This is a genomic window from Pseudoduganella rivuli (assembly GCF_009674485.1).
Lineage (GTDB): Bacteria > Pseudomonadota > Gammaproteobacteria > Burkholderiales > Burkholderiaceae_D > Rugamonas > Rugamonas rivuli_B.
Map to the genome: position 1 here is coordinate 21,983 of NZ_WKJJ01000025.1, position 20,565 is coordinate 42,547.

Consider the following 20,565-nt stretch of genomic DNA (forward strand, 5'->3'; position numbering starts at 1 on the left):
TACCCGGTATCAACGCTTCGGATACTTGATGCGCATTTCCTTCAGCACGTTATCGGCATGGTCGACTTCCTTCATCACCCACAGCATATAGCGGATATCCAGGTGGATCGCGCGCGTGATGGCGGTGTCGAAATACCAGTCCTTGGTGATCGATTCATAGGTGGAATCGAAATTCAGGCCGATCAGTTCGCCGTTCCTGTTCATCACGGCGGAGCCGGAATTGCCGCCGGTGGTATCCGCGCTGGACAGGAAGTCCACCGGCACGGTGCCCAGCACCGGGTCCTTGAACTGGCCATAGCGTTTGGCTTTCACCGCGTCGATCAGCGCCTGTGGCGCCACGAACGGTTCCTTGCCCGTGTGCTTTTCCACGATGCCTTCCACCGTCGTGAACGGGCCCTTGGTCACGCCGTCTTTCGGCGAGTAAGCCGACACGGTGCCATACGTCACGCGCAAGGTCGAATTGGCGTCCGGGTAGACCGGCTTGCCCTGCGACTTTTTCCACGCAATCACGGCGGCCATGTATTGCGGCACGATGCGTTCGAGGTTGCCGTCGACTTCCATGCGGCGCTCTTCCAGCGACATGCCCAGTGCGTGCAGCTTGACGGCCAGCTTGACGAACGCATCGCCGGAAGCGGCAAAGGCGGCGGCGTCCTGCTCCATCAGCGCCACGCGCTGCGCCGTGTCGCCCAGGCGCGATTGCTGGTACAGCACGGCCACGTCCTGCGCGGCCGGCAGCAGCGCGTCGAGGCCTTGCGGATGGGTGCCGGCCGCCAGCTTCGCATAGCGCGCCAGACCTGCCGCATAGCGCGCCTGGTCGACTTTCGCGTCATACGACTGTTCCAGGCGCGTCAAACGGGCCTTGATGAACGACAGGTCGCGCTGCTGGTAGCCCGCCTTGCGCTCTGCGTCCGGCTTTTGCTTTTCCAGCGCCAGGCGGTACAGGGTGCGGGCGCTCTTGAACAAATCGCTGTTGGTGGCCACCGCGAACGCGAATTCCTCGTTCGACAGCGCCATGTCGGCGGCAATCGCCGCGTCCAGTTCCGCCAGCATGGTGGCCGATTTATTTGGCTGCTTCGCATACCACGCGCGGAATTCCCCGTCCTGGCCATCCTTGATGGCGGCCAGGTCCTTGCGGGCGAAGCCGTCCAGCAAGCCCTGGGTTTTCTTCATCCGGTTGTTGATGCCCTTGACCACGCTGGCATAGCGCACGTCGGCGGCATCGTCGCCCTTGGTGGCGGCCGCGATGGTGTCCAGGTCGGCCTGGTATTCCGCCACTTGCAGCGGATACGCGTGGTCGCGCGCATAGCGGATTTCCACCGGCAGCTTGTAGCGGCTGGTGCGGCCCGGGTAGCCGGCCAGCAGGATCGCGTCGCCCGCCTTCAAGCCTTCCGCCGACACCACCAGGAAGTCCTTGGATTGGTACGGCACGTTGTCCGGCGACGGATCGGCCGGACGGCCATCCTTGCCGACGTAGGCGCGCAGGAACGAATAATCGCCCGTGTGGCGCGGCCATTCATAGTTGTCGATGTCGCCGCCGTAATTGCCGATCTTGTCCGATGGCGCATAGACGAGGCGCACGTCGCGGATCATCATCTGGCGGATGCGGTAGTACTCGGCGCCCCGGTGGAAGCTCGGCACGGAGCAGCGGTACATCTTGTCGGTTTCGCATTCCGCGATCAGCGCCTTGATGCGCTTTTGCGCTTCTTCGTGGCGCTGGCGTCCCGACATGGCGTCCAGCCCTTTCAGCACGCGGGCGCTGACGTCTTCCACCTTGTCCGTCACGTAGACGCGCAGGTTCGGGCCGCCCGGCAATTCCGCCGCGCGGGTCTTCGCCAGGAAGCCGTTGGCGATGTAATTATGTTCCGGCGTGGAATTGCGCTGGATCGCGTCATACGCGCAATGGTGGTTGGTCACCACCAGGCCGTCGGGCGACACGAACGACGCGGAGCAGCCGTCGGTCGACACGATGGCGCTCATCGGGTGTTTCGACAGGTCGGCCAGCTTTTCAGCGGGGATCGCGATGCCGGTTTTCTTGAGTTCAGCTTTGAGCTGCAGCAGCTGGTGCGGCTGCCATTGCCCTTCGTCGGCGCGGGTAGCGCCGGACACGGCCAGCAGGGCGGCCGGGAGGACTAGCAATTTATACAATTCGGGTCTCCGGGTAGTGAAGCCCCGGCAGTATAGACCATTCCAGGCCGGGGCCATTGCCCGGCCCGGCCGCCCGCTAGCGCGCCTGCGGCGGCATGGCTTGCGCCAGCGGCATGCTGATCGCGAGGCGGCAGCCCCGCCCCGGCGCGTATTCATCCACCACCATGTCGCCCCCCATCTCCGCCAGGCATTCGGCCATCACTTGCAAGCCATACGCGTCCGGCTTGCCCTGGATATGCGGGGCGATGCCGATGCCGTTATCGGCCACGGACAGTGTGACGTTGCCATGGCTGATGCGCAGCGCCACCTCCACCTGTGTGGCATGCGCATGGCGGCGCACGTTGGCCAGCGCTTCGCGCAGCATGCGGTACAGCGCGACCTCCGTGGCGGGCGCGATCGCCCGGCAAGCGGCGTCGTCCGGCACGCTCAGGGTACAGCCCAGCAAGGTCTCGCGGCGGAAGCGCGCCGTCAGCCACTCCATGGCCGCCGGCAAGCCCAGTTCGAGCACGGGCGGGTGCAGCTCATTGATCAGGCCACGCGCCTTGCGGATGGCCACGTCCACGTGGCCCAACACTTGTTCCGCGCGCTCATGCAACCGCCCGTGGCGGCCGGCCGTGCGGGAACCGAACATGGCGACATCGATGCGCAGCGCCAGCAGGTTTTGCGCCAGGTCGTCATGGATTTCCCGCGCCAGCCGCTGCCGTTCGTTTTCACGGTCGCGCATCAAGTGGCCGAACAGCCGCTGCTCGCGCTCCAGTTCCTGCTGCGCACGGTCATGGCGCTGCTGCAATTCAAGCAGCGCTTCAGTCTGGATCTCCAGCTCGACCTGTGTCACTTCCAGTTCGTGCCGCTGACGCAGCACGTCAGTGCTTTCGGGGCCCAGCGGCGCACGCCCGATCCGGCGCTCCGCCAGCTCCCGCAACTGTGCCTGTTCCACTTGCATCATGTTCCGCCCTGTAACGCCAGCAATTGCGCTTCCAGGCGCTTTGCTTCCGTGATGTTGATAAAGGTAAGTACCACGCCGTCAATCACATTATCCGCCGTCCGGTACGGCATGATGCGCACGGTAAACCAGCGGCCATCGCGGGCGGCGACTTTCTTTTCGCTGAACATCAGGGTGCGCAGCACTTCCAGCGCATCGCGTTCCAGTTCCGGATAGTCGAGGTCATTGACAATATCCGACAAGGGACGTTGCACATCGCTGGCAATCAGCTTGTAAAGCTGGGTGGCCGGCGTGGTGAAGCGGCGGATATGCAGGGCGCTGTCCAGGAAGATGGTGGCGATATCCGTGCTGTTCAGCAAGTTTTTCATGTCGCTGTTCAACTGTGACAAGTCATCCACCTTGGCTTGCAGCTCCGCATTCAGCGTATACAGCTCTTCGTTGAGCGACTGCATTTCTTCTTTGGAGGTCGTCAATTCTTCATTAGTCGACTGTAATTCTTCATTGGTTGACTGCAATTCCTCATTGGCGGAGCGCAATTCTTCACGCGATGCCTGCATTTCAGCGCGCACGGAACGCACTTCCAGGCGCGCTTGCGACAACTGCTGCTCCAGCTCCGTCACCGGGGCATGGGCGGCCGGGTCGCGCTCGCGGCCGGCCATCGGGACCGACGTGGAAAATGTCACCAACAGCGTATCCTGCAACCCGTCGTCGGCCCGCAAGGGTTCCGCCGTCATGTCCAGCTGCAAAGGCTGCCCGCCCGCGTCCTGGATCAGCACGCCTCGCTGCACCACTTGGCTGTCACCCTGGGCGGCGCGGCGCAGCAAGTCGTCCAGTTCATAACGCAGCGGCTCGCGCGCCATGGCATGGATATTCCAGTTGGCCTTGCCTGCCGCCGGCTCCAGGTAAGCCCCCGTACGGCCGTGGATATACAGGATGTCGCCTTCTTTATTGATCAGGACAGACGCCGGCGTGTGGTTCTTGAGCAAGTGCTGTTCCACCTGGCTCTGCAAATTGCTGCTCATGTTTGCCGCTCTCGTTTCATAAGGAATGACGGGGGGCGCAAGCGCAACCCGGCTCGGGAAGTAAATCAGCCTGCGCTGGCCACTCGCCTCCAGGCGTTGGTAAATCCGGCTTCCCGGCGCCCGTGCGGCAAACAATTCGGAAAACCGGCCCGGCGTGTCGGCATTCCCCAGGATCAGGCTGCCGCCTGGTTTCAGCGCATAGTGAAACAGTGGAATCAATTGCTGCTGCAACCTGGTGCTGAAGTAAATCAGCAGGTTGCGGCAGCTCAGCAAGTCCAGCTTGGTAAACGGCGGATCGGAAATGACGTTTTGCTGCGCAAAGATAATCATGTTGCGCACATCCTTGCGGACGCGGAAACCCTGATCTTCTTCGGCGAAGCAGCGCCGCAGGCGCTCGGGTGGCAGCACGGATTCCACGGCGCGTGGAAACAAGCCCTGGCGGGCCCGCTCAATGGCATCCGGGTCCAGGTCGGTGGCGAAGATTTGCAGCGTGTAGCGGGCGCCGGGCTTCAGTTCGGCCAGCACTTCATTGAACGTGATGGCCAGCGAATACGCTTCTTCCCCCGTCGAACAAGCCGGCACCCACGCCTTGAAATCCGCGCCGTTCGGATGCTGGGCCAGCAACTCGGGCAGCACCTGGCGTTTCAGCTCATCCCACACGCGGGGATCCCGGAACAGGCTGGTCACGCCGATCAGCAATTCCTTGAACAGCAAATCGACTTCCGGCGGATTTTCCCGCAGCACGTTCACATACTGCACCAGGGTTTTCACTCCGTGCAGGTTCATGCGCCGTTCGATGCGGCGCATGATGGTATTCATCTTATAGTCGGAAAAATCATTACCCGTCTGTTCGTGCAGCATGGCCAGCAATTCGCCCAGCGCTTCCCGGTGCGCCAGGCGCGGCTCGCGCAGCCATTGCGGCGGGGTGCAGCCGCTGGCCCAATCCAGGATGTGCCGGGGCATGCGCCCGGGCAGCTCGACGATATCCACCACACCGGCATCGATGGCGTTTTTCGGCATCGGGGCGAACTGGGCGGAATCGGGATGCTGGGCGATGGCCAGTCCGCCCGCATCCTGGATCGCCCGCAAACCGCAGGTGCCATCCATCCCCATGCCGGACAACACCACGCCGGTGGCCAGTTCGCCATACTCCAGCGCCAGCGACGTGAAAAAGATATCGATCGGCAGGCGCAAACCCTGTTTCTGGCGCGGTTCCGCCACCACCAGCGCATGCTGCGACAGGGTCAGTTCGGCGTTGCGGGGGATCACATACACGCAACCGGGCTCGATGCGCATGCCGTTGCACGCTTCGCGCACCGGCATCGCCGTGGCACGCTGCAGCAACTGCGGCAAGGCGCCGTCGTGGTCGCGCGATAAATGCTGCACCACGACAAAGGCCATGCCGCTGTCCGCCGGTACTGCGGCGAGAAATGCGCTGAGCGGCTCCAGTCCGCCGGCCGATGCGCCGATGCCCACCACGGGCGTGAGCGCCTGTGCCGGTTCAATCGAGGGGGGGGCCAATGGGGGCGAATCAGGCGGCCCCGGCGGCTCGGCTTGCTCCGCGAAGACGTTCTTGGGGTTGCTCATCAAGTTGCGGGTCCGGCGCGGACACCAGGAAAGGAAGCTTCGGTTTGCCGATTATACAAAGCCCCCGCCAGCCATGGCGAGAATATCTTCACCTGGCCGTTGCCGCCCCGCCCATCGATTCAGCGCCCGGCATGCCAGCCGCCGCCCAGCGACTGGATCAGCGCCACGGCCACCGCCTGGCGGTCCGACTGCACCTGCAACAAGGCGCGGCGGGCGCTGAGCGCGGATGCCTGCGCCTGCACCACGTCCGTATAGCCGACCTGGCCGGCGCGATAGCGGTTGACCATTTGCTGTTCCGCCAGGTCGGCAGCCTGCGATGCGCTCTGGCGCAGCGCCTGCTGCTGTTCCAGCACGCGGCCGGCCGCCAACTGGTCTTCCACGTCGCCGAACGCGGCCAGCACGGTTTGCCGGTAGCGCGCCACGGCTTCGTCGCGCGCCGCTTCCGCGCCAGCCACGCGGGCCTTGATGGCGCCCCCGTCAAACAGCGTTTGCGCGGCCGCCAGCCCCAGCGACCACAGGCTGTTCGATGCGCTGAACAAGCCCGCCACCTGGCTGGCGCCGAAACCATAGGATGCGCTCAGGGTCAGGCTGGGGAAATATGCGGACCGCGCGACGCCCACCTGGGCATTGGCCGACGCCACCCGCCGCTCCGCCGCCGCGATATCGGGACGCCGCTGCAACAGTTCGGACGGCACGCCGGCCGGGATGACGGGTACGTCCGGCAGGCGCGGTACGGTAATCACGGGCACAGCGGCGGGTCCGTTCAGGTCCGCAGTCCGCGGCGGTGTTCCGTAGGGCGGATTCCGCTCCGCGGAAGCCGCCAGCGTGAAGTCGGCAGGCGCCTTGCCCAGCAGGATGGCCATCGCGTGTTCCAGCTGCGCGCGCTGGCGCGTCACGGACAGCCGGTCGATGCGGGCATTGTCGAGTTGCGTCTGCGCCTGCAGCACATCCGTGCGCGCGGCGATCCCCGCCTTGAAGCGGTTGTCCGCGATGCGCAGCGCCTTTTCATACCCTGCCACCGTGGCGTCCAGCAGCGCGGCCTGCGCATCGGCCGCGCGCAGCGCGAAATAACTGGCCGCCAGTTCCCCCTGCGCGGACAAGGTTGCCGCCGCCAGGTCCGCCTGCGACGCCTGCGCGCTGGCCTGCGCGCCGGAAACGGCGGCGCCCAGCCTGCCCCAGATATCCGGTTCCCAGCTGCCACCGATATTGACCCGGTACTGGCCGGCGGTCCGCGTGGCGCCGCCCCCGCCGCTGCGCGACGCATTGGCGCCCAGGTCCACCTGCGGGAACCATTGCGCGCGCTGTTCCGCCACCAGCGCCCGGGCTTGCGCATAGGCGGCGCTGGCGGCCGCCACGTTCTGGTTCGACACGTTGACCGCTTCCATCAACCGGTCCAGCACCGGATCGCCAAACAGGGTCCACCACGGTCCCTTGTCCAGCAAGTCGGCCGGTGCGGCCGGCGCCCAGCCCTGCGCTTCCTTGAAGGCGGCAGGGCTGGCGGTGGCGGGTGTTTGATACGGCGGCGCCGCGGCGCAACCGGCCAGCGCCGCCAGTACGGCGGCGATCAGCGCAAGGTGTCGTGGTTGAATGGGGTGAGTCATGGCGCAACCTCGATCGGGCCGCCCGCATGGCGGCTTAAATGGGATTCGGACTGGCCGGGCCGGCGCAGCTTGTCCATCAGGACGTACACCACGGGCGTGGTCAGCAAGGTCAATAACTGGCTGGCGATCAGCCCGCCGATGATGGCCACGCCCAGCGGGCGGCGCAACTCCGACCCTTCGCCAAAGCCGATGGCCAGCGGCAACGCGCCCAGCACGGCCGCCAGGGTCGTCATCAGGATAGGGCGGAAGCGCAGCAGGCACGCTTCGCGCACGGCCTCGATCGACGTCAGCCCCCGCGCCCGCTCCGCATCGAGCGCAAAGTCGATGATGAGGATGGCGTTTTTCTTGACGATGCCGATCAGCAGGAACACGCCGATCAGCGCAATGATGGAAAACTCCATCCTGAACATCAGCAGCGCCAGCACGGCGCCGACGCCGGCCGATGGCAACGTCGACAGCACGGTGACGGGATGCACCAGGCTTTCATAGAGCATGCCCAGCACGATATAGATGACGACGATGGCGGCCAGGATCAGCAACGGTTGCTGCTGGTTCGATTCCTGCGCGCTGCGCGCCGTGCCCTGGAAGCTGCCCCGCACGTTGTTGGGCATGCCGATGGCGTTTTCCGCATCCTTGACGGCTTTCTGCGCCTCGCTGAGGCTGACTCCTTCCGGCAGGTTGAACGACACCGTGGTGGCCAGTTCGCCGTCCTGGTGGTTGATGGAAGCCGGGGTCGAACGCTCGGCAAACGTGGCCATCGCCGTCAACGGCGCCATGGCTTTCACGCTGGTGCTGAGCGCGGAGCCGGACGACAGGTCGCGCGCGGCCGCCACGTTGTTGGCCGTGCTGTTGGCGCCGCCGCTGGCCGCGGCGCCGGCCGACGCCCCCTTCACCGGCACATACACATCCTTCAGCGCTTCCGGGCTTTGCGCATACATCGGCGCCGCTTCCATCACCACCTTGTACTGGTTCAGCTCATCGTAAATGGTGGCGACCTGCCGCTGCCCGAACGCGTTGTACAGCGCATTGTCGACGTCGCGCACGCCGGCGCCCATGCGCGTCATCGTGTCCTTGTCAATATGGACGAACGTTTCCACGCCGTTTTCCGCCTGGTCCGTGTCGACGTCCGTCAGCAGTGGCGACTGTTTCATTTCATCGGCCAGCCTGGCCGCCCAGTTTTTCAAGTCCGCGCGGTTATCGCTTTTCAGCGTGTACTGGTAAGTGGAACTGCTGGCGCGCCCGCCCATGCGCAAATCCTGCACGGGATTCAGGAACAGCGACACACCCGTCACCTTGGCCAGTTGCGGACGCAGGCGCGCAATCACGGCCTGGCCGGAATCGCTGCGTTCGGACACGGGCTTCAGGTTGATGAACATGAAGCCGCCGCCCGCCCTGCCGCCGCCCGTGAAACCGACCACGGTGGCGACGGCGGGGTCGTCGCGAATGATGTCGACCAGCTGCTTCAGCTTTTGCTGCATGGCCTGGAACGAGATGCTCTGGTCCGCACGCAAGCCGCCATTGACCTGGCCCGTATCCTGTTGCGGGAAAAAGCCCTTGGGCGCGGCGGAAAACAGGTAGACGTTGAGGCCCACGACAAACACCAGGATCGCCATCACCAGCCAGCGCATCGACAGCGCCCAGTCCAGCGAATGTTCATAACTGCGCAGCACCACGCCAAACGCCCGCTCGAACCAGCGCGCCACCCTGCCCTGCTGCCGGCCATGCTGCCCCGGCTTCAGCAGCCACGCGCACATCATCGGTGTCGTCGTCAGGGAAATCACCAGCGAAATCAGCACCGCGGCAGACAGGGTCACGGCAAATTCGCGGAACAGCCGTCCGACCTGCCCGCCCATGAACAGCAGCGGGATGAACACCGCCACCAGCGACAGGCTGATCGACAGCACGGTAAAACCCACTTCGCGCGCGCCCAGCAACGCCGCCTTGAAACGGTCCATGCCCGCCTCCACGTGGCGCGCCGTGTTTTCCAGCACCACGATGGCGTCGTCGACCACGAAACCCGTCGCCACCGTCAGCGCCATCAGGCTCAGGTTATTCAGTGAAAAGCCCAGCATGTACATGGCGCCGAACGTGCCCAGCAGCGACACCACGGTGGCCACGGCGGGAATCACCGTGGCGCGCGCGCTGCGCAGGAAGGCGCTGACCACCAGCACCACCAGCACGATGGAAATCAGCAAGGTCACTTCGATTTCATGCAGCGACGAGCGGATCGAATTGGTGGAATCGGACGCCACCTGCAATTTCACGTCGGGCGGCAACTGCGCCTGCAATTGCGGGATCAGCGCCCGCACGCCATCGACGGTTTCAATCACGTTGGCGCCCGGCTGGCGCGTCACCAGCACGATGACGGCCGGGTCGCCGTTGAACAGGCCCAGCGTGTTGCGGTTTTCCTGGCCATCCGTCACGCTGGCCACGTCGCGCAGCCGAATGGCGGTGTCACCGCGCCACGCCACCACCAGGTCGCGGTAATCGGCCGCCGTGGCGCGCTTGTCGCTATCGTTGGCGGATCCCGCATGCGTATAGATTTGCAGCCGCCGGCCCTGGTTTTCCAGCGCGCCCTTGGGGCGGTTGGCATTGGCGGCCTGGATCGCGGCGCGCACGTCTTCCATCGCCAGCCCATAGCGGTTCAGCGCATACGGCAGCATTTCCACCCGCACGGCCGGCAGCGAGCCGCCGCCGATTTCCACGTCGCCCACGCCCTGCACCTGCGCCAGCTTTTGCTGCACCACGTTGGCGACGGCTTCGTAAATCTGTCCCGGCGAGCGTGTGGGCGACGTCAGCGCCAGGATGATGACGGGCGCGTCGGACGGATTGGCCTTGCGGTACGTGGGGTTGCTGCGCAAGGTGGCGGGCAAATCGGCGCGGGATGCATTGATGGCGGCCTGCACTTCGCGCGCGGCGGCATCGATCTTGCGGTTCAGGTCGAACTGCAGGCTGATGCGGGTCGAACCGTTGCCGGAATTGGACGTCATTTCATTGACGCCGGCAATCACGCCCAGGCGCCGCTCCAGCGGCGTGGCCACGCTGGACGCCATCGTGTCCGGGCTGGCGCCGGGCAGGTTGGCGCTGACGGAAATCGACGGATAGTCCACTTGCGGCAGCGGCGACACCGGCAGCACGAAGAAGGCGGCAATCCCCGCCAGCGCCAGGCCGATGGTCAGCAGCACCGTGGCGATCGGGCGCCGGACAAACGGTTCGGACAGGTTCATGCCGCCACCTCGCTGCTGCGCCCCCGCCAGCGCCGTCCCAGCCGGTCAAACGCCAGGTAAATCACCGGCGTCGTATAGAGCGTCAGCACCTGGCTGACAATCAGGCCGCCAAAGATGGCCAGGCCCAGCGGGCGGCGCAATTCCGCCCCTTCGCCCCAGCCGAACATCAGCGGCACCGCGGCAAACAGCGCGGCCAGCGTCGTCATCAGGATGGGCCGGAAGCGCAGCAGCGCCGCCTGGTGGATCGCGTCGCGCGGCGCCTTGTGTTGGTCGCGTTCCGCTTCGATCGCGAAGTCGATCATCATGATGGCGTTTTTCTTGACGATGCCAATCAGCAGGATGATGCCGATAATGCCGATCACGCCCAGGTCCTGCCCCGTCACCAGCAGCGCCAGCAAGGCGCCGACGCCGGCCGACGGCAATGTCGACAGGATCGTCAGCGGGTGGATATAGCTTTCATACAGCACGCCCAGCACGATGTAGACGCAGATGACGGCGGCCAGGATCAGCCACAGCTGGTTGGTCAGCGACGCCTGGTAGGCGCCGGACGCGCCGAGGAACGTCATGGTGACGGACGGCGGCAAATTGATTTCCCGCGCCGCTTCCTTGACCGCTTCCACCGCCCGGCCCAGGGAAATATCCGGCGCCGTATCGAAGCCCAGGGTGGTGGCGGGATATTGCGCCACGTGCGTGATTTGCAGCGGCGCCGGTTTTTCCGTCACGGTGGCCACCGCCGACAACGGCGCGGGCTTGCCGGAACCGGTACGCAATTGCAGGTTGCCCAGCGATTCCGGCGTACTCAAACTCCCCGGCTGCGCTTCCAGGATCACGCGGTACTGGTTGGTTTCCGTGAAGATGGTCGACACGATGCGCTGGCCAAAGGCGGAATACAGCGCATCATCGATGGCAGCCGCCGTGATTTGCAGGCGCGACGCCGTGTCGCGGTCGATCGCCACGTGCGCGGCGACGCCCATGGCGCCCGCGTCGGACACCACATTGCGCAATTGCGCCTTGCGCTGCATTTGCGCGGCCAGCTTGCCGGCCCATTGCGTAACGGTGGCATTGTCCGCGCCCTCCAGCGACACGCGGTATTGCGTGGGTCCGGATTCCGCATCGATGGTCAAGTCCTGCGTCGGTTGCAGGTAAGCCGTGACGCCGGGCACTTCCGCCACGCGGCGCTTCAGCCGTTCCATGATGGCTTGCTGGTCCCCCCTGTCCTTCTTCAGGTTGACCAGCACGCGCCCCGTGTGCAGCATCGTGTTGTTGGCCGCATCCACGCCCGCCACGGAACTGAGGCTTTCCACATCCGGGTCTTGCAGCATGGCTTGCGCGGCGGCTTGCTGCAATTGCGCCATGCGCTCATACGACACGGCTTGCGCGGTTTCGATGCGCACCTGCAGCTGGCCGGTATCCTGCGTGGGGAACAAGCCTTTCGGGATGAAGACGTACAGCACCACCGTCAGCGCCAGGGTGGCCAGCGCCACCAGCAACGTCATGCCCTGGCGTTCCAGCACCCATTGCAGCGACGTGTCGTAGCGCACGATCACCTTGTCGAAAAAGCGCTGGATCGCGTCGCCCACCTTCGAACCCGTCTCACCATGCGCATGGCTTTTCAGCCAGCGCGCCGACATCATCGGCACGAGGGTCAGCGACACCACGGCGGAAATCAAAATCGTGATGGCCAGCGTGACGGCGAATTCGCGGAACAGCCGCCCCACCACGTCGCCCATGAACAGCAGCGGGATCAGCACGGCAATCAGCGACACCGTCAGCGAGATGATCGTGAAGCCGATTTGCGTCGCCCCTTTCAGCGCGGCGTCCATCGGCGATTCGCCTTCCTCGATGTAGCGGGCGATGTTTTCTATCATGACGATGGCGTCGTCCACAACAAAACCGGTGGCGATCGTCAGCGCCATCAGGCTCAGGTTGTTCAGGCTGTAGCCCAGCAAATACATGATGCCGAAGGTACCGATCAGTGAAATCGGCACGGCCAGGCTGGCGATCACGGTGGCGCGCAGGCTGTGCAGGAAAGCGAAAATCACCAGCACCACCAGCACCACGGCCAGCACCAGCTCGATTTCCACGTGTTCGACGGAGGCGCGGATGCCATTGGTGCGGTCGCTCAGCACGTCGACTTTCAACGCCCCCGGCAAGCCCGCCTGCAATTCCGGCAAGCGTTCGCGGATCGCATCGACCGTGGCGATCACATTGGCGCCCGGCTGGCGCCGCACTTCGAGGATGATGGCCGGGGTCAGTTTGCCCTTGTTGCCGGACCAGGCGCCCAGCCGCACGTTTTCCGCGCTGTCGACCACGCGCGCCACGTCCTGCAGGCGCACGGGCGCATCGTTGCGCCACGCGACGATCAATTGCCGGTAATCGTCGGCGGCCAGCAGCTGGTCGTTGGCATTGATGGTGAACGAGCGCGTGGGGCCGTCGAAGCTGCCCTTCGCGCTGTTGGCGTTGGCCGCCGTGATGGCGGTCCGCAAGGTATCCAGCCCGAGCCCATACGATGCCAGCGCCTGCGTATCGGCCTGGATGCGCACGGCGGGACGCTGGCCACCGCTCAATGTCACCAGGCCGACGCCGGATACCTGGGAAATCTTCAGCGCCAGCCGTGTGTTGACGATGTTTTGCACTTCCGTCAGCGGCATCTGGTCGGACGTGATGGCCAAGGTCAGCACGGGGGCGTCGGCCGGATTGACTTTCGCGTAGACGGGCGGCGCCGGCAAGTCCGTCGGCAACAGCGAACCGCCCGCATTGATGGCGGCCTGCACTTCCTGCTCCGCCACGTCCAGCGTCTGGCCCAGCGCGAATTGCAAGGTGATGATGGACACGCCCGCCGCGCTGGTGGAACTCATGCGCTGCAAGCCCGCCATCTGGCCGAACTGGCGCTCCAGCGGCGCCGTCACGGTCTGGCCCATGACTTCCGGGCTGGCGCCCGGGTACAGCGTCTGCACCTGGATGGTGGGGAAATCCACTTGCGGCAGCGCCGACAGCGGCAGGAATTTAAAGCCCACCAGCCCCGCCAGCACGATGGCCAGCATCAGCAGCGATGTGGCCACCGGACGCTGGATGAAGGGACGGGACGGACTCATGGTGTCGATCCCGCCGGCGCGCTGGCCTGGTCGCGGTGGCGGCGGTGCCGCGCGGTGCCATCGCCAGCGGCTCCCGCCTGTCCGCTTTCGGCGCCATGCCGCCGTGCTCCGTCGCGCGGCGCCGCGCCATCCGTGGCGCCATCGCGCCCTGCTCCATCCTGACCGCCGCGGCGTCCCCTTCGCCCTTCGCCGCCCTGCTGCGGCTTATCACCCGGCAACATGACCTTGGCGCCATCCTTCAACCGGTCCGCGCCTTCGGTGATCACCTGCTCGCCGGCCTGCACGCCGGTGGCCAATTGCACCTTGTCGGTGGTGGCCTGCCCCCGCGTGACGGCCCGTTGCGACACGGTGCGGTCGCCCTTCAGCACATAGACGAAATCGCCGCCGGGGCCGTGGCGCAGCGCCGTGACCGGCACCATGACGGCATCCTTGATGGTGCGTAATTCCAGCCGCAGGTTGACGAACTGGCTGGGGAACAGCGTGTTCTTGGCATTGGCAAAGCGCGCCTTGGCCTTGATGGTGCCCGTCTGCGTATCGACCTGGTTATCCAGCGCGGCAAACGCGCCCCGCTCCAGTTCCTGCGTGCGGGTGCGGTCGAATGCCACGGCAGACAGCCTGTCGCCGGCGTTCATGCCCGCCATCACATCCGGCGCACGGTCTTGCGGTATGGAAAATTCGACGTCGATGGGCGCCAGTTGCGTGATGACGGCGATGCCGTTGGCGTCGCCCGTGCTGACCAGGTTGCCCACGTCCACCACGCGCAAGCCCACGCGGCCGCTGATCGGCGCCACCACCTTGGTATAACCGAGGTTCAGGCGCGCGCTGCCTTCGTTGGCCTTGTCCGTCATGACCGTGCCTTCCAGCTGCTTGACCAGCGCCGCTTGCGTGTCGACGTCCTGGCGCGCAATGGAATCCTGCGCCAGCAACGTGCGGTAGCGCTCCAAGGTCAGGCGGGCATTTTCCAGCTGCGCTTCATCGCGCTGGCGCTGGCCGGACGCCTGCATCAGCGCCATCTCGAACTGGCGCGGGTCGATTTGCGCCAGCACTTGCCCGGCGCGCACCATCTGTCCTTCCTTGAACAGCACTTTTTGCAGGATGCCGGACACCTGCGGGCGCACCGTGGTGGTGGCCGCCGCTGTCACGGTGCCCAGCGCATCGAGCACGACGGGAATATCGGTAAGTTCCGCTGTGGCAACACCAACCGTGGTGGCGCCGCCGCCCCGCCGCCCGCCGCCTGGACCGCCGGGCCCTCCCGGTCCGCCGGGACCGCCCGGCGCACCCGCGGCCCCCATGGCGGGCTTGTCGCCCGCCGCCGGGTGCGTCAAGTGCCACGCCAGCCAGCCCACACCCGCCATGGCGGCAACGGCGATCACCGCGCCGATGATGGTGGAACGGCGGCTGCGCCGGGGCTGTGCTGCGGGAGGTTGGGGTGGTGTCGGCGCTTGCATGGCAATTCCCTGGAGGATCAAATGGATCTGATGGGACACTAGCACAGGGTTATTTTTGCAATGCTTCTGGCGGAAACAATCGGACGCCGGGAGCACGATAGAACGGGCCTTCAGTCCTTGCGCCCGCCCCTGCAAGGACATGACACCCTTGCCCGGCAGGCATCGCCGCGATGGTTACCGCCTTTCACAGTTTGATACAAAGGCGCTACAAATCCCTATCAGCCGGACACCCTCGGTCCGTACAATACCGACCATGAGCGAACATATCCTGATCATTGAAGACGATCCGCGGCTGTGCGACATGCTGTCGGAGTACCTGGCCAAATCCGGCTACACGGTCACCACGCACATGCGGGGCAAGCCGGCGCTGGCCTGGCTGGCGGACAACCGGGCGGACGCCGTCATCCTCGACCTGATGTTGCCCGACATGGATGGCCTGGAAATCTGCCGCCAGCTGCGCGCCTCGTCCACCGTGCCAGTGCTGATGCTGACGGCGCGCGGCGACGCCATCGACCGCATCATCGGCCTGGAACTGGGCGCCGACGATTACCTGCCCAAGCCGTTCGAGCCGCGCGAATTGCTGGCGCGGCTGCGCGCCGTGCTGCGCCGGGGCGGCGAGCCGCAGCGCGTATCGAAGGAAGTGCTGCGCTACGGCCGCCTGGAAATCGAACCCATTGCCTATGCCGCGCGGCTGGACGGCAAACAGTGCGAACTGACGGCCTGCCAGTTCGACCTGCTGTTGCTGCTGGCCCGCAACGCCGGACGTGTGATGTCGCGCGAAGCGCTGATGGACGCCACGTCCGGCAGCCAGAGCGAAGTATTCGACCGTTCCATCGACGTCCACATGTCGCGCCTGCGCGCCGCCATCGAAGACGATCCGAAACATCCCCGCCGCATCATCACGGTGCGCGGCGCCGGCTACGTGTTCGCCAAGGACCAGGATTGACGGAGTACGCGATGCCACGGCTGTATTTCAGGTTTTATATCGCGCTGCTGGCCAGCCTGGCGCTGTTCACGGCGGCGGCCGCGCTGCTGTGGCATTACGCCGGCCCGTTCGAAGCGTCGGACCGCGCGCTGGGCGTCCTGCTGCGTAACACGCTGCCGCCGGCCAGTACATCCCCTGCCGAGCAGCAGGCGGCGCTGACGCGGCTGACCCAGGACATCAAGGCGGACATCACGCTGTACAGCCGCGATGGCGAGCGCCTCGCCTACGTGGGCGAACCGCTGCCCCGCCCCACGCGCGGCATGTGGCGCGAGCGGCGCATGATGATCGAACACGGCCCCGCATCGGCCGTGGCGGAACACGAGCGCATGATGGCGCGCTTCGTCGAGCGTGACGACGATGGCAACCTGCGCCCGCGCCGCTTCTTCATGCGGCTCGACGATGGCCGCCTGGTGGTGTCGTCCACGCCGCTGCGCCCCATGCCGCCCCGCTACCGCCTGCACTACATGCTGATCGCGCTGGCCGTCATCATCGCCATCGGCGCCTATCCGGTGGTGCGCCGCTTGACGCGCCGCCTGGAGCGCTTGCAGCACGGCGTGGAATCGCTGGGCGCGGGCCAGCTGTCGGCCCGGGTAAAGGTGGAAGGCAACGATGAAGTGGCGCGGCTGGCGGCCAGCTTCAACCGCTCCGCCGACCAGATCGAAGCGCTGCTGGGCGCGCACAAGACCTTGCTGGCCAACGCGTCGCACGAATTGCGCACGCCGCTGGCGCGGATCCGGCTCGCACTGGAACTGTCGAAAGAGAATTTCGAGGACAAACGCCGCGCGGGCCTGGAGCAGGATATCGCGGAACTGGACCAGTTGATCGATGAAATCCTGCTGGCCAGCCGGCTCGACATGGCCGACGTGGCGCGCGACAAGGACGGCGCTCATTCGGAAGTGGAGCAACTGGACTTGCTGGCGCTGGCGGCGGAGGAATGCGCGCGCTACGACGAAGCGGAACTGGAAGGCGAATCGGCCGTGCTGAACGGCGAAGCGCGCCTGCTGCGCCGCCTGTTGCGCAACTTGCTGGAAAACGCGCGCCGCCACGGCGCGCCGCCCACCCGCATGTTCGTGCGCTGCGCGGGCAACCAGGCCGAAGTCACGGTGCAGGATGCCGGCCCCGGTGTGCCGCCCGCCGACCAGGACCGTATTTTCGAACCGTTTTACCGCAGCGGCAACGTGCAGGACAGCACGGGCACGGGACTGGGCCTGGCGCTGGTGCGGCAAATCGCGCGCCGCCACGGCGGCGACGTGCGCTGCGAACAGGTCCGGGGCGGGACCAGCCGCTTTGTCGTGACCTTGCCGCTGGCTTGACCGCCAACGCCGGCAATCCTGCCGCACCGGCTGTCCGCTTCCGGACAGTGCGCCCGGCGCACCGTCCGGCGGCGGACACTTTGTTGCGCTTCACGGCTCCGCTGCATGCAGTTTTCGGTGTGGCACACCTCTTGCGATTGCGCTGGTATCCTTCACCACCACCGCAATTATCATGAAACGAACGTTGACCAGCCTTGTCCAGGACTTCCGCGTCGGCCTGCGCCTGCTGGCGCGCGAACCCGCCTATGCGATGACGGCCATTGCGGGCCTGGGCATCGGCCTGGCCGCCTGCCTGCTGTTGCTGGGTTTTGTGCGCTATTCGTGGCAATACAACGCGCACGTGCCCGATGCGGCGCGCGTGTATGTCGTCAAGCAGCGCCATAACGCGGACCCGCTCGCGCCCAGTTATGACCAGGCGCCCACCATGCTGTATGGCGCGGCGCGACAGCTTGCCGGTGTCGAACAGGCGGCAGCCTATGTGACGTGGGTCCCACTGACCCTCACGGAGAACAGCCGTCCATATAAAGTCGCAGCACTGGCCGTGACGCCGGGTTTTGAACGCATGACGGGCGTACAGGCCATCCACGGCGACGTGGCCGAAGCGCTGGCGCGGCCCGACGGGCTGGTGCTGACGGAAGCGGCGGCGCTGCGGCTGTTCGGCACGGCCGATGTCCTGAACCGGACCGTGGCGGCCGCCACCGTGCACGAGCACCGGGCCGCGCTGCGCATCGCCGCCGTCGTGCGCACGCCGCCCGCCAATTCCACGATACCGTTTGAAGCGCTGCATGGCATGGCTTCCGCCATCGTGCCGCCCGACGCGCGGCAGGAAGCGCTGACAGGCGAACAAGGCTGGTGGGGCTATGTGCTGGTGAAGCTGGCGCCGGGCGCATCGCCTGCCGGCGTGGCGGCCGGGCTGCAACAGGCGCTGGACCGCATGCCGTTCGCGCAAGCGGTGGCGGCCAATGCGCGCACCGCGCTGGGGTCGCGCAAGGCCATGGAAGTGCAGCTCGCGCCATTGACGGACGCGTATTTCGACCACGACGTGGCCGTCAACTTCTTTTCCATGCGTATCGAACGGGGTGACCGGGCCGTCGCCGGCGGCCTGGCCGTGGTGGGCGTGCTGGTACTGGCGCTGGCGGCTGTCAATTACGCCAACCTGGCCACCATCCGCGTGATCCGGCGCCGCCGCGAAATCGGCTTGCGCAAGGTGCTCGGCGCGGGGCTGGGACGGCTGGCGCTGCAATTCACGGCCGAGGCGCTGGCCGTGTCGCTGCTGGCCACCTTGCTGGGATTGCTGCTGGCCTGGCTGGCGCTGCCCCTGTTCGGCGCGGCCATGAACCGGGATTTGTCCACCCTGCTGTCGGCGCAGAACGTGGCGGCGGCGCTGCTGGCCGGCGTCGGGCTGGGACTGGTGACGGCCGCCTATCCCGCGTGGACGGCGTTCCGCGTGCGTCCCGCGCACGCGCTGGCGGGACGGCCGGATGCCGAAGCGCCGGGCGGCGCGCGCTTGCGCAAGGCATTGGCAATGCTGCAGGTGGCTGCCGCGCTGGCGCTGGCCAGCTATGCGATTGCCGTCGGCTGGCAAACCCGCCATGCCATTCACGCGTCGCCGGGTTTCGATCCCCGCCCGCTGCTGGTGCTGGAATTGCCGGAGCAGCACAACCCGAAGATCAGCGCGCCCGCGCGCGGCTTGCTGCAGGCATTGACGCGGGATGCCGCTGTTGCCGGCGTGGCGATTTCCACCGACCCGGTGGGCGCCGCCCGCGACCCGTGGCATACGGGGTTGCGCAGCGTCGGCGGCGCGGAAGTGGCCACCGACATCAAGTCCGTCAGCTCGGAGTTCTTTACCGTGTATGGCATTGCCCCCGTCACGGGCAGGCTGTTTTCTTCCCGCACGGACCGCGAAGACGATGTGGAACCGCTGGTCGTCAATCAACTGGCCGCGCGCCTGCTGGGTTTTGCCCATGCGGACCAGGCGATCGGACAAGTCGTGCAATTCCGTAAGGGCAAGCAGTGGATAGCCAAGCGCATCGTCGGCGTGGCGCCGGAAGTGCGCTTCCAGTCCATGAAGGTTACGCCCGGCCCCGTCGCCTATGAATTGTGGACCGCCGGTTCCGTATTGACGGTGCGCGCGGCCGCCGCCCCCGCCGCGGCGGAACAGGCCATCCGCACGGCATGGCAGCGCTATTTCCCGGACGCGCCGCTGGACGTGCGCGGCGCGCAGGATATCTACGCCTCCGGTTATGCCGACGAACTGCGGCTGGCGGGCCTGTTGGCCATGGCCACGGCAATTGCGCTGATGCTGGCGGCCAGCGGCGCCTACGTGCTGGCGGCGGACGCCATCAGCCGCCGCACCAGGGAAATCGCGATCCGCAAACTGCATGGGGCGCGGGGGCGCGATATCGGCAGGCTGGTGGCGCGGGAACTGGCCGCGCTGGGGGCGATTCCCGCCGTGGCGGGCTTGCCGCTGGCGGCGGTCGCGATCGAGCGCTACCTATCGGGCTATGTGGAGCGCGCGCCGATGGGGTGGTGGCCGCTGGTTTGCGCGCTGGTGCTGGGGGTGGTCACCACCGGTGTCGCGGGGGCGCGGCATACGTGGCGGGCAGTCCGGCTACAACCGGCTGCGGTACTGGGAAGCTGAACCATGCGTGCGCTATCGGCGGCGCATGCATGGCGGCTTCCGCTGCGCGGAAAGCAGCGTATCGGTTATGCGGCCTGGCCCGCCGCGAAATCGCGCAACGCGGCGCCGTGCATGCGGTAGCGCACCCACTCGTCCTGCGGCAACGCGCCGATCGACAGGTAAAAGTCGATCGCGGGCTGGTTCCAGTCCAGCACGCTCCATTCGAAACGCCCGCAGCCCTCTTCCACGGCCAGCGCGGCCAGGTGGCGCAGCAGCGCCTTGCCCGCGCCCCGGCCGCGGCTGGACGGCGACACGTACAAATCCTCCAGGTACAAGCCTTTCTTCGCCTGCCACGTCGAATAATTGAAGAAATACACGGCAAACCCCACCGGCTCGCCGTCCGCTTCGCAAATCAGCGCGCGGGCCGGCGTGCCGGGGCCGAACAGGCTGGCGGCAATCGTGTCGGCGGTGGCAGCCACCTGGTCGCCGGCTTTTTCATAGACAGCCAGTTCGACGATGAAGCGCAGGATCAGTTCTGCGTCGGCGACGGTGGCGGGACGGATGTGGATGGTCATGGCA

At 66.2% G+C, this 20,565-nt stretch carries 11 protein-coding genes; 3 read left to right on the forward strand and 8 right to left on the reverse strand.

The annotated features are described in order from the left end of the window. Window positions 1-9: 9 nt before the first annotated feature. The 7 genes from GJ700_RS29690 to GJ700_RS29720 all read right to left on the reverse strand — a co-directional run bounded on the left by GJ700_RS29690 (window position 10) and on the right by GJ700_RS29720 (window position 15,068). A complete protein-coding gene (locus GJ700_RS29690) occupies window positions 10-2,145 on the reverse strand; it encodes a S46 family peptidase (RefSeq protein ID WP_229507324.1) in 2,136 nt (711 codons plus the stop codon). A 76-nt stretch (window positions 2,146-2,221) separates the two neighbouring features. Beyond that, window positions 2,222-3,091 (reverse strand): sensor histidine kinase, encoded by an 870-nt coding sequence (locus tag GJ700_RS29695; RefSeq protein ID WP_154380865.1) that lies wholly within the window; start codon window positions 3,089-3,091, stop codon window positions 2,222-2,224. Beyond that, window positions 3,088-5,697 (reverse strand): chemotaxis protein CheB, encoded by a 2,610-nt coding sequence (locus tag GJ700_RS29700; protein WP_154380867.1) that lies wholly within the window; start codon window positions 5,695-5,697, stop codon window positions 3,088-3,090. Before GJ700_RS29700 ends, GJ700_RS29695 begins: the two co-directional genes overlap by 4 nt. A gap of 119 nt (window positions 5,698-5,816) precedes the next feature. Next, window positions 5,817-7,298 (reverse strand): TolC family protein, encoded by a 1,482-nt coding sequence (locus GJ700_RS29705; RefSeq protein WP_154380869.1) that lies wholly within the window; start codon window positions 7,296-7,298, stop codon window positions 5,817-5,819. Next, window positions 7,295-10,525, reverse strand: coding sequence for an efflux RND transporter permease subunit (locus GJ700_RS29710; protein ID WP_154380872.1), 3,231 nt, complete (start codon window positions 10,523-10,525; stop codon window positions 7,295-7,297). The genes GJ700_RS29705 and GJ700_RS29710 overlap by 4 nt, the downstream gene beginning before the upstream one ends. Then, complete coding sequence (locus GJ700_RS29715) at window positions 10,522-13,620, reverse strand: efflux RND transporter permease subunit (RefSeq protein ID WP_154380874.1); 3,099 nt, start codon at window positions 13,618-13,620, stop codon at window positions 10,522-10,524. The genes GJ700_RS29710 and GJ700_RS29715 overlap by 4 nt, the downstream gene beginning before the upstream one ends. Then, window positions 13,617-15,068: an efflux RND transporter periplasmic adaptor subunit gene (locus GJ700_RS29720; protein ID WP_154380876.1), complete on the reverse strand. Its 1,452-nt coding sequence runs from the start codon at window positions 15,066-15,068 to the stop codon at window positions 13,617-13,619. The genes GJ700_RS29715 and GJ700_RS29720 overlap by 4 nt, the downstream gene beginning before the upstream one ends. A gap of 253 nt (window positions 15,069-15,321) precedes the next feature. On the opposite strand from GJ700_RS29720, the gene GJ700_RS29725 reads away from it, so the two are divergent. From GJ700_RS29725 to GJ700_RS29735, 3 genes are all read left to right on the forward strand, one after another. Next, on the forward strand, window positions 15,322-16,014 hold the full coding sequence (locus GJ700_RS29725; RefSeq protein ID WP_154380878.1) for a response regulator: 693 nt from the start codon (window positions 15,322-15,324) through the stop codon (window positions 16,012-16,014). A gap of 11 nt (window positions 16,015-16,025) precedes the next feature. Next, a complete protein-coding gene (locus tag GJ700_RS29730; RefSeq protein ID WP_154380880.1) occupies window positions 16,026-17,366 on the forward strand; it encodes a HAMP domain-containing sensor histidine kinase in 1,341 nt (446 codons plus the stop codon). Window positions 17,367-17,538: 172 nt separating this feature from the next. Beyond that, a complete protein-coding gene (locus tag GJ700_RS29735) occupies window positions 17,539-20,007 on the forward strand; it encodes an FtsX-like permease family protein (RefSeq protein ID WP_154380882.1) in 2,469 nt (822 codons plus the stop codon). Window positions 20,008-20,072: 65 nt separating this feature from the next. Here the strand turns inward: GJ700_RS29735 and GJ700_RS29740 are convergent, their stop codons facing one another. Continuing rightward, window positions 20,073-20,561, reverse strand: a complete 489-nt coding sequence (locus tag GJ700_RS29740) for a GNAT family N-acetyltransferase (RefSeq protein WP_154380883.1) — start codon at window positions 20,559-20,561, stop codon at window positions 20,073-20,075. Between the last annotated feature and the right edge of the window lie 4 nt (window positions 20,562-20,565).

Excerpts from the sequence above, each read along its gene's own strand:
- GJ700_RS29695 (WP_154380865.1), bottom strand. The coding sequence starts at position 3,091 with ATGATGCAAGTGGAACAGGCACAGTTGCGGGAGCTGGCGGAGCGCCGG.
- GJ700_RS29700 (WP_154380867.1), bottom strand. The coding sequence starts at position 5,697 with ATGAGCAACCCCAAGAACGTCTTCGCGGAGCAAGCCGAGCCGCCGGGG.
- GJ700_RS29705 (WP_154380869.1), bottom strand. The coding sequence starts at position 7,298 with ATGACTCACCCCATTCAACCACGACACCTTGCGCTGATCGCCGCCGTA.
- GJ700_RS29710 (WP_154380872.1), bottom strand. The coding sequence starts at position 10,525 with ATGAACCTGTCCGAACCGTTTGTCCGGCGCCCGATCGCCACGGTGCTG.
- GJ700_RS29715 (WP_154380874.1), bottom strand. The coding sequence starts at position 13,620 with ATGAGTCCGTCCCGTCCCTTCATCCAGCGTCCGGTGGCCACATCGCTG.
- GJ700_RS29720 (WP_154380876.1), bottom strand. The coding sequence starts at position 15,068 with ATGCAAGCGCCGACACCACCCCAACCTCCCGCAGCACAGCCCCGGCGC.
- GJ700_RS29725 (WP_154380878.1), top strand. The coding sequence starts at position 15,322 with ATGAGCGAACATATCCTGATCATTGAAGACGATCCGCGGCTGTGCGAC.
- GJ700_RS29730 (WP_154380880.1), top strand. The coding sequence starts at position 16,026 with ATGCCACGGCTGTATTTCAGGTTTTATATCGCGCTGCTGGCCAGCCTG.
- GJ700_RS29735 (WP_154380882.1), top strand. The coding sequence starts at position 17,539 with ATGAAACGAACGTTGACCAGCCTTGTCCAGGACTTCCGCGTCGGCCTG.
- GJ700_RS29740 (WP_154380883.1), bottom strand. The coding sequence starts at position 20,561 with ATGACCATCCACATCCGTCCCGCCACCGTCGCCGACGCAGAACTGATC.